A 9,419-nucleotide genomic window follows, 5' to 3' on the forward strand; every position below is an offset into this window, starting at 1 on the left:
GCACGGGAAACACGAGCGCCAAGATCAGCGCATGAGCAACACCCGCGCCGGACAGCCGGCCGAGCCCAGCGACCTGGTGGACGTGGCCGCGCTCGTCACCGCCTATTACACCGTCGAGCCCGATCCGGCCGAGCCCGCGCAGCAGGTCGCCTTCGGCACCTCCGGCCACCGGGGCTCCAGCTTCGACGCGGCCTTCAACGAGGCGCACATCCTGGCCACCACGCAGGCGATCTGCGAGTACCGCGCGGCGCAGGGCTTCGACGGCCCGCTGTTCATCGGCCGGGACACCCACGGGCTCTCCGAACCGGCATGGGCGAGCGCGCTGGAGGTCCTGGCCGCCAACGACGTGACGGTCCTCGTCGACGCCGGCGGCCGCTACACCCCGACCCCCGCCGTCAGCCACGCCATCCTCACCGCCAATCGGGGCAAGACGGCCGGCCTGGCCGACGGCATCGTCGTCACCCCGTCGCACAACCCACCCCGTGACGGCGGGTTCAAGTACAACCCGCCGCACGGCGGACCCGCCGACACCGACGCGACCGGCTGGATCGCCCAGCGGGCCAACGATCTGCTCCGAGCGGGGTTGAGCGGGGTCCGAAGGGTGCCGGTCGACCAGGCCCGCTCGGCGGCGGAGCCCTACGACTTCCTCGGCACCTACGTCGACGACCTGCCGAACGTGGTGGACCTGGACGCCATCCGGTCGGCCGGCGTGCGGATCGGCGCGGATCCCCTCGGCGGGGCCAGCGTCGACTACTGGGCCGCCATCGCCGAGCGGCACCGCCTCGACCTGACCGTGGTGAACCCGCTGGTGGACCCGACCTGGCGATTCATGACGCTGGACTGGGACGGGAAGATCCGGATGGACTGCTCGTCGCCCGCGGCGATGGCGTCCCTCGTCGGCCGCCGGAACGAGTTCCAGATCGCCACCGGGAACGATGCCGACGCCGACCGGCACGGCATCGTCACCCCGGACCGCGGGCTGATGAACCCCAACCACTTCCTCGCCGTCGCGATCGCCTACCTGCTCAGCCACCGGCCGGGCTGGGCGAAGGACACCGCGGTGGGCAAGACCCTGGTCTCCAGCTCGCTGATCGACCGGGTGGTGGCCGATCTCGGCCGCACCCTGGTGGAGGTCCCGGTGGGGTTCAAGTGGTTCGTGCCCGGCCTGCTCGACGGCACCGTCGGTTTCGGGGGCGAGGAGTCCGCCGGGGCCTCGTTCCTCCGCCACGACGGCACCGTCTGGACGACGGACAAGGACGGCATCCTGCTCGCTCTGCTGGCCAGCGAGATCCAGGCCGTGACGGGCCGGTCCCCCTCGAAGCTGCACAAGCAGCTCACCGACCACTTCGGGGAGTCGGCCTACGCCCGGATCGACGCACCCGCCGATCGCAAGCAGAAGGCAGCGCTCGGCAAGCTCTCCCCCGAGGCGGTCACCGCCACGGAGCTGGCCGGCGAGCCGATCACCGCGAAGCTGACCCGCGCCGCCGGCAACGACGCGGCCATCGGCGGCCTGAAGGTCACGACGGAGAACGCCTGGTTCGCCGCCCGGCCGTCGGGCACCGAGGACGTCTACAAGATCTACGCCGAGTCCTTCCGCGGGCCCGAGCACCTCGCCCAGGTGCAGGAGGAGGCCCGCGCCGTCGTCACCGCTGCCCTGGGTGGTTGAGGTGGAGTTCCCGATGATCGACGTCGTCGAGCTGCTCCGCGAGCTGGTGGGCCGCACCACGGTCTCCGGTGACGCGCCCGCCCAGCGGGACGCCCTGGAGCTGGTCACCGAGGTGCTGCGGGAGCGGGCACCCCACCTGGAGGTCACCACCGGGCGGGATCCCGATCAGCCGTGGACCCTGCTGCAGACCCCCACCGACCCCGGCCGCCCGCGGCTCCTGATCGCCTGCCACGTCGACACCGTGCCGGTTCCGGACGCCGGCAGCTGGCAGCGGGATCCCTTCGGTGCCGACGTCGACGGCGGACGGGTCTGGGGCCGCGGCGCCAGCGACATGAAGGCCGGCCTGGTCGCCGGCGCCGCGGCGCTCGCCGCCGCCGACCCGCAGACGCCGGTCGCCCTGCTGCTGACCAGCGACGAGGAGATCGGCTCGAAGGGCGCCGCCGCGGCGGCCGCCGCCCTGGCGGAGCAGCCGATCGGGGCGGTGATCGTCCCGGAGGCCACCGGCAATCAGGTCGTGCTCGGCCATCGCGGTGCGCTCTGGCTCGCCGTCCGGACCGCCGGCCGTGCCGCGCACGGCAGCACGCCCGAGCGCGGGCACAACGCCGTCCTCGACCTCGTCGCCCTGCTGGGCCGGGCCGGTGCGGCCTTGCCGCTGCGCACCGATCCCTTCCTCGGCACCGAGACGTGGAACCCCGGTGTCGTGGCCGGAGGCACCGTGCCCAACGTCGTGCCCGACCGGGCCGAGGTGCTGGTGGACATGCGGACCGTGGCCGAGGGGGCTCCCCTCCTGCAGTGGTGGCGGGACCAGCCGGAGGTCGCGGAGGTGGACGTGCGGGTGGACCTGCCGCCGGTGGGCACGCCCGCGGACGACCCGTGGGTCGCGACCCTCCCCGCCCCGGTGCGGCCGGATCCGGCCACCTACTTCACCGATGCCTCCGTCCTGGCACCGGCCGTGGGTGGGGCGCCGATCGTGGTCTGGGGTCCGGGCACGCCGGCCGTCATGCACGCTCGCGACGAGTACGTCGAGCTCGCCGAGCTGGAGCAGGCGGCCGCGGTGTTCACCGCCGTCGCCGACCAGTGGGGCCGCGCGGGCTGAGAGCCACCCCACAACTGATGCACTGGTGTATCCAATACGGGGCTGCATCCAATACGGTCCTGCATCGTGACCGTGGAGGACCTGGGGGCGCGACCCAAGCGCCGGCGGGCGGAGACCGTCGAGCGGCTGCTCGACGCCGCGCTGGAGACGTTCGCCGAGGTCGGCTTCGCCGCGGCCAGCGTCGAGGACATCTGCCGCCGCGGCGGATTCACCCGGGGTGCCTTCTACTCCAGCTTCCGCACCAAGGACGAGCTGTTCGGCGCCCTCTTCGCCCGCGAGACCACGCGTGACCTCGCCCGCGCCGAGCAGCAGCTGACCGGCATCGAGCGGGAGGCGGACCCCGTCGCGGCCGCGGTCGAGCGGTGCCTGTCCACCTTCCGCGCCGACCGCACCTGGGTGCTCGTGCTCACCGAGTACCGCCTGCACGCCGCCCGCCACCCCGAGGCCGCCGCCGCGCTCGCCGAACACGCCGCGGAGCTGCACACCCGGCTGACCGAGCTGATCGGAGGCGCGGCCACCCGGTCCGGGGTCCGGCTGACGCTGCCGGCCGGGGATCTGGCGCGGATCATCACCGCCCTCCACGACGGGTCCGTCATCTCCCACCTCCCCGGTGCCGGCCCGCTGGACGACGCCGAGGCCACCGCCCTCGAACGGACCGCACTGGTCCTCCTGCTGCGCGCCGCCGTGTCCGACCCTGCCCCGACCGACTGATCGCCGGAGACCTCTTTCCATGGCTTCACTTCTCGCCCGGCTGGGCCGCGCCTCCTACCGCCACCGGGGCGTGGTCTCGGTGGCGTGGCTGGCGATCGTCGGCGCCGTCGTCGCCCTGCTGGTCACGCTGGGCAGTTCCTTCGACGACGAGTTCACGATCCCGGGCTCGGAGTCCCAGGAGGCCCTGGACCAGCTCGACGCCGCCGCCCCCGGTGCCGCCGGCGTCGGCGCGCAGATCGTCTTCGTCGCACCCGACGGCGCCACGGTGGCCGATCCAGGAGTGGCGGGCGCCATTGAGCAGGTGGTCCAGGAGGCCCGGCGCGCTCCGCAGGTCGCGTCCGTCGTGAGCCCCTTCGACAGCCAGGCCATCAGCCCGGACGGCGGTGCCGCTCTCGCCACCGTCCAGTTCGACGTCCCCCGCGAGGAGCTCGAGGAGTCCAGCCTGGACGCCCTGGAGGGGACCACCGCCGCGGCCGAAGAGGCCGGATTCGAGGTGGCCGTCGGCGGCAACGCCTACGGCACGACCGGTGTCACGATCGGGGCCACGGAGTTCGTCGGTGTCGCCGTCGCCGTCCTCGTGCTGGCGCTCACCTTCGGCTCCCTGCTGGCGGCCGGCCTGAACCTGCTGACGGCGGTCGTCGGCATCGCGGTCGGCATGGGCGCGCTGCTGCTGACGTCGAACATCGTCACGCTCTCCTCGACCGCGCCCACGCTCGCGCTGATGATCGGCCTCGCCGTCGGCATCGACTACACGCTGTTCATCCTGTCGCGGCACCGCACCCAGCTGGCGGCGGGCATGGGCCCGGAGGAGTCCGCCGCACGGGCGGTCGGCACCGCCGGGTCCGCCGTCGTCTTCGCCGGACTCACCGTGATCATCGCGCTGTCGGGCCTGGCTGTCGTCGGCATCCCGTTCCTGACCGTCATGGGCGTGGGGGCGGCGGGCACCGTGCTCGTCGCCGTCGTCGTGGCCCTCACGCTCCTGCCCGCGCTGCTCGGCTTCGCCGGCGAGCGCCTGGTGCCGAAGCCCGGTTCCCGCGCCGCCCGACGCGAGCTGGCCGACGCGCAGGAGACCACCGGGACCGGCGGGTCCATGGGCGCCCGCTGGACCCGGCTGGTCACCCGCCGGCCGCTGCTCACCGTGCTGGCCGTGCTCACCGGCCTGGCCGTCCTCGCCGTCCCGGCCCCGCAGCTGCAGCTGGCCCTGCCGGACAACTCCACCGCTGCCCCGGAGAGCCCGGAGCGCCGGGCCTACGAGCTGATCAGCGAGAACTTCGGCCCGGGCCTCAACGGCCCCCTGGTGGTGCTGGTCGAGGACCTCGATCCCGCGACGGCACAGCAGTCGGTCGGCCTCATCGCCGCCGCCGTCGGCGGAACCCCCACCGGCGTGCCCGGCGAGTTCGAGGGCGGGCTGGACGGCGTCGCGTACGTCCAGCCCACCCTGCTGCCCGACGGCGGCACGGCGATCCTCACCGTGATCCCGGAGAGCGGACCCCAGGAGGAGGCGACCGACGCCCTGGTCGCCGAGCTGCGCGGACTGACGCCCGACCTCGAGCAGCGGACCGGCGCGGACCTCGCCGTGACCGGCCAGACCGCGGTGGCCATCGACGTCTCCGACCGGCTCGGCGAGGCGCTGCTGCCCTTCGCCGTCGTCGTGGTCGGTCTCGCCCTGGTCCTGCTCCTGCTGGTCTTCCGGTCGGTCCTCGTGCCGGTGAAGGCCGCCGTCGGCTTCCTGCTGTCCGTCGGCGCCTCGTTCGGCACCGTCGTCGCGGTCTTCCAGTGGGGCTGGTTCAGCGACCTGCTCGGGGTTCCCGCCACCGGTCCGGTGATCAGCTTCCTGCCGGTGATCCTGATGGCGGTGCTGTTCGGCCTGGCCATGGACTACGAGGTCTTCCTCGTCTCGCGCATGCGGGAGGAGTACGTGCACGGTGCGGCGCCACGGGCGGCCGTCGTCACCGGCGCCCGGCACGCGGCCCGGGTCGTGGTGGCCGCCGCGCTGATCATGTTCGCGGTGTTCGCCAGCTTCGTGACGATCGAGGACGTCATCGTCAAGGCGATCGCCTTCGGCCTGGCGGTCGGCATCCTGGTCGACGCCTTCCTGGTGCGGATGACCCTCGTCCCTGCCGTCCTGGCTCTGCTGGGGCGGTCGGCCTGGTGGCTCCCCCGCTGGCTGGACCGGCTGCTCCCCGACCTGGACGTGGAAGGCGCCCGACTGGGCGCGGCACACCCGACGGCACGGGCACCGGAGCCGGAGACCGCGGCGTCCGGTCGCTGACCGGAGTCCCTCCGGTCCGGCTACGGCTTGCCGCCGGGCTACGGATCGCCGCCCGGCCATGGCCCGGCCCACGGTTGGTCCGCGGCGCCGTCACCCTGGCCGTTCGGGCCCTCGCGGCCGGGGGTCGCCGCGGCCGCGGCCGTGCTCGGCTTCGTCACGGGAGGCCTCACGGCCCTGGTGTCGCTCGCCCTCCTCTTCGTGGTGGCCGGTGGCGACGACGAGCCGGTCACGCTGCTCCTGCTCCTGGGCATCCCGTGCGCGATCGCCCTCGTCACGGGCGCGGCCACGCTGCTGGGCCGCCGCTCGCCGGGCCTGCTGTTCGGCGCGGCACTGGCGTCGGTGGGGGTCCTGGTCCTGGTCGCCGTGGTGGGTATGGCGACGTTGTACGGCGGCGACCGAGGGGGCGTGATCCTGTTCGTCGGCTGCGCCCTGCCGCTGCCGGTACTGACGGCCGTCTTCGCCCGCCGGCCACGGGTGCGCGGGTGGGCGACCGCCGGCTGAACCCGCGGTCCGGGAGTCAGGTGTCCCGTCGCGCCCGCAGACGACGCCGCCGCGCCTTGTCGGCGTACATCGCGTCGTCGGCCTCGCGGACGACCCGCTCGTAGACCTCCCCGGGCTGATGACCACCGGCCACGCAGCTGATACCGATGCTCAGGCCCACCGAGACCGTCGTACCGCTGAGGGACAGCGGCTCGGTGATCGACGAGCGCAACCGCTCCGCGAGTACCTCCGCATCGGCCTGATCGGTGTTCTCGCACACGATGCTGAATTCGTCACCGCCCAGCCGGACGGCGGTGTCGCTGGCGCGCAGCACGGACCGGAGGCGCTCGGCGAAGGTCACCAGGACCAGATCACCCATGGGATGCCCCAGTTCGTCGTTGATCACCTTGAAGCCGTCGAGGTCGGTGATCAGCACGCAGGTCGGGGTGCTCTCCCGGTGCCCGCGCTCGAGGGCGTGCCACAGCCGGTCCTGGAAGAGCAACCGGTTGGGGAGCCCGGTGAGCGGGTCGTGCAGGGAACGGTGGACCAGCTGCGCCTCCAGCGCCTTCCGGTCGGTGATGTCCTCGACGATCAGCACCAGGTGCGCGGCCACGCCGTCCGGCTCCGCGGCGACCCAGGACGCGGTGATCTGCACGGGGACGTCGCTGCCGTCGGCCCGGAGCAGCCGGGTCTCGTGCCGCAGCGGGCGAGAAGGCTCGGCGATCCAGGCCGTGTGCGCGTCGCGGGCGGCGGAGGCGGCGTCCGGGTGGACCTGGTCGAGGACCGACCGCCCGTTGAGCTCCTCCGCGGTACGGCCGAGCATGGCGCACAGCGCCGGGTTGGCGTCGACCAGGACGCCGCTGGTGGTGGTGAGGGCCAGACCCATGGGCGCGTTGGCGAAGGCGCTGCGCCGGTCAACGGGGGGCAGGGATACGGCCACGTCGATCACACCTCGTCTCCTCCCCCACGATCATCCTGGTGGACGGCTCCCCGATCGGCGCGGTAGGCGTCACGGAACGGTTCCGGGTCACCCGAACGGGCGCTTCCGGGCAGGTGCAGGATGCGGGGGACCACCGACAGTCGAGGAGGCCCGCGTGAACGAGTTCGACCTGGTGCTGCCCACGGAGGTCGACATCCGCGAGGTGGGCATGCGGGACGGCCTGCAGCTGGAGGCCCCGCTGCCGCTGGAGGCCAAGCTGGGGATGCTGGAGGCGCTCGTCGCCACCGGCGTCCGCCGCATCGAGGCCACGTCGTTCGTCTCCCCGAAGGCCGTGCCGGCTCTGGCCGATGCCGACCAGGTCGCGGCGGAACTCTCCCGATGGGGCGACGTGCACTGGTCGGCGCTGGTGGCCAACGCCCGCGGTGCGGTCCGCGCCGTGGATGCCGGCGTGGCCCACCTCGAGTACGTGGTCTCGGCCTCCGACGGGCACAGCCGCGCCAACGCCGGGCGGTCGACCGCCGACGCCGTCGGGGCGGTCGGTGAGATCGCCGCCCTCGCCCATGGGGCCGGCGGCTCCCTCGAGGTCATCATCGCCACCGCCTGGGACTGCCCCTTCGACGGCCGGACCCCCGTCGCGCGCACGGTCGACGTCGCCCGCGCCGCCGTGACGGCGGGGGCCGACCAGCTGTGCCTCGGCGACACCATCGGAACGACCACGCCGTTGCGGGTCGTCCAGCTGCTCGACGCCGTCCGCCGGGCCTGTCCCGGAGTACCCGTCGGCGTGCACTTCCACGACACCCGGGGCACCGGCCAGGCCAACGCCCTCGCCGCGATCCAGGCCGGCGTGACCCAGCTGGACTCGTCGGTCGGCGGGCTCGGCGGCTGTCCCTTCGCGCCCGGGGCGAGCGGCAACATCGCCACCGAGGAGCTGGTCTACCTCCTGGAGGAGTCCGGCGTCCGGACCGGGCTGGACCTCGACGCCGTTCTCGCCGCCGCCCGGATCACCGAGGAGGCCGTGGGGCACGAGCTGCCCAGCTCCCTCTACCGCGCCGGTGGGCCGTCGGTCCCCCGGCCGGCGCCGGTCACCGGCTGATGTCCTCCCCGGCGCCGGATGGCGCACCGGCCATCGTCGATCCGCGCGTGATGCGCGACGTGCTCGGCCACTTCGCCTCCGGCGTCACCGTGCTCACCGCGGTGACCGAGGAGGGCCCGATCGGGTTCACCTGCCAGTCGTTCAGCTCCCTGTCCCTCGATCCCCCGCTGATCGCCTTCGCACCGGCTCGGACGTCGCAGACCTGGCCGCGGCTGCGGGAGATCGGCCGGTTCTGCGTCAACGTGCTCGCCGAGGGCCAGGACGCCGTCTCGCAGACCTTCGCCCGGCCCGGGACGGACAGGTTCGCCGGTGTCCACTGGACGCCGAGCGTGCACGGCTCGCCCGTGCTCGACGACGTCGTCGCGTGGATCGACGGCGAGCTGTGGGCCGAGTACGACGGCGGCGACCACACGATCGTCGTCGCCCGGGTGCTCGATCTCGGCGCGCACCCCGAGCGGCGTCCCCTGCTGTTCCACCGCGGCAGCTACGGCCTGCTGCGCCGCGGCGAGGTCTAGGTCGTCCCCGGGGGCCGCCTCAGACGGTATGACTCGACCGCTCCCGTGAGGAGGGGTTGCGGGTCGGGGCCCCACTCACACAGGTTCGTGGGTTGCCAGGTAGGAGCCCCTGCCCGGCCTATCCGACATGTGTGGGAGGCCCCGATGGGTCTGGAGCGTACGAGCGTCGGTCTGGATGTGCACGCACGTTCGGTGTCCGCGGCGGCGATCGACGGCGTCACCGGGGAGTTGATCAGGCAGCGGCTGGTGCCCGACCAGCGGGTGGTCCTCGACTGGGTGCGGGGCCTGCCCGGTCCGGCGGCGGTGGCCTATGAGGCCGGGCCGACCGGGTTCGGGCTGGCCCGGGCGCTGACCGCCGCCGGAATTCGCTGTGAGGTCGCCGCCGCGTCGAAGATCGTTCGGCCGTCGGGGGATCGGGTGAAGACCGACGCCCGTGACGCGCTGCTGCTGGCCCGCCTGCTGCGCCTGGACGACATCGTGGCCGTGCGGGTGCCGACCGTGGCCCAGGAAGCCGCCCGGGACCTGGTCCGGGCCCGTGAGGACGTCCGCGGCGATCTGATGCGGATCCGGCACCGGATCTCCAAGCTGCTGCTGCGCCACGGGCACGTCTACTACGGCGGGCAGGCGTGGACCGGCAAGCACGAGC

General features: G+C 73.6%; 9 protein-coding genes. 8 read left to right on the forward strand and 1 reads right to left on the reverse strand.

Annotation, left to right across the window (positions count from 1 at the left end; all coding sequences use genetic code 11):
* Positions 1-31: 31 nt before the first annotated feature.
* The 5 genes from pgm to CHB94_RS18730 all read left to right on the forward strand — a co-directional run bounded on the left by pgm (position 32) and on the right by CHB94_RS18730 (position 6,246).
* Positions 32-1,666, forward strand: coding sequence for a phosphoglucomutase (alpha-D-glucose-1,6-bisphosphate-dependent) (gene pgm, locus CHB94_RS18710; protein ID WP_089338067.1), 1,635 nt, complete (start codon positions 32-34; stop codon positions 1,664-1,666).
* A 13-nt stretch (positions 1,667-1,679) separates the two neighbouring features.
* Positions 1,680-2,762 (forward strand): M20 family metallopeptidase, encoded by a 1,083-nt coding sequence (locus CHB94_RS18715; RefSeq protein ID WP_217899376.1) that lies wholly within the window; start codon positions 1,680-1,682, stop codon positions 2,760-2,762.
* Between the two features lie 66 nt (positions 2,763-2,828).
* Complete coding sequence (locus CHB94_RS18720) at positions 2,829-3,473, forward strand: TetR/AcrR family transcriptional regulator (protein ID WP_089338068.1); 645 nt, start codon at positions 2,829-2,831, stop codon at positions 3,471-3,473.
* A gap of 19 nt (positions 3,474-3,492) precedes the next feature.
* Positions 3,493-5,745 carry an MMPL family transporter gene (locus tag CHB94_RS18725; RefSeq protein WP_089338069.1) on the forward strand — a complete coding sequence of 751 codons (2,253 nt, stop codon included), beginning with the start codon at positions 3,493-3,495 and terminating at the stop codon, positions 5,743-5,745.
* Between the two features lie 177 nt (positions 5,746-5,922).
* Positions 5,923-6,246: a hypothetical protein gene (locus CHB94_RS18730; protein WP_141137548.1), complete on the forward strand. Its 324-nt coding sequence runs from the start codon at positions 5,923-5,925 to the stop codon at positions 6,244-6,246.
* A gap of 16 nt (positions 6,247-6,262) precedes the next feature.
* On the opposite strand, the gene CHB94_RS18735 is transcribed toward CHB94_RS18730, so the two are convergent.
* The gene (locus CHB94_RS18735; protein WP_254920770.1) at positions 6,263-7,165 is read right to left on the reverse strand and encodes a GGDEF domain-containing protein; all 903 of its coding nucleotides are present in this window, start codon (positions 7,163-7,165) and stop codon (positions 6,263-6,265) included.
* A gap of 154 nt (positions 7,166-7,319) precedes the next feature.
* Here CHB94_RS18735 and CHB94_RS18740 point away from each other — a divergent pair, with 154 nt between their 5' ends.
* From CHB94_RS18740 to CHB94_RS18750, 3 genes are all read left to right on the forward strand, one after another.
* Positions 7,320-8,258 (forward strand): hydroxymethylglutaryl-CoA lyase, encoded by a 939-nt coding sequence (locus CHB94_RS18740; protein WP_089338072.1) that lies wholly within the window; start codon positions 7,320-7,322, stop codon positions 8,256-8,258.
* A gap of 50 nt (positions 8,259-8,308) precedes the next feature.
* A complete protein-coding gene (locus CHB94_RS18745) occupies positions 8,309-8,773 on the forward strand; it encodes a flavin reductase family protein (protein ID WP_089338087.1) in 465 nt (154 codons plus the stop codon).
* Positions 8,774-8,917: 144 nt separating this feature from the next.
* Positions 8,918-9,419: IS110 family transposase (locus CHB94_RS18750; RefSeq protein ID WP_141137549.1), on the forward strand; the 502-nt coding region annotated here is incomplete at its 3' end.

It is taken from the genome of Blastococcus mobilis (genome assembly GCF_900188025.1).
Classification (GTDB): domain Bacteria; phylum Actinomycetota; class Actinomycetes; order Mycobacteriales; family Geodermatophilaceae; genus Blastococcus_B; species Blastococcus_B mobilis.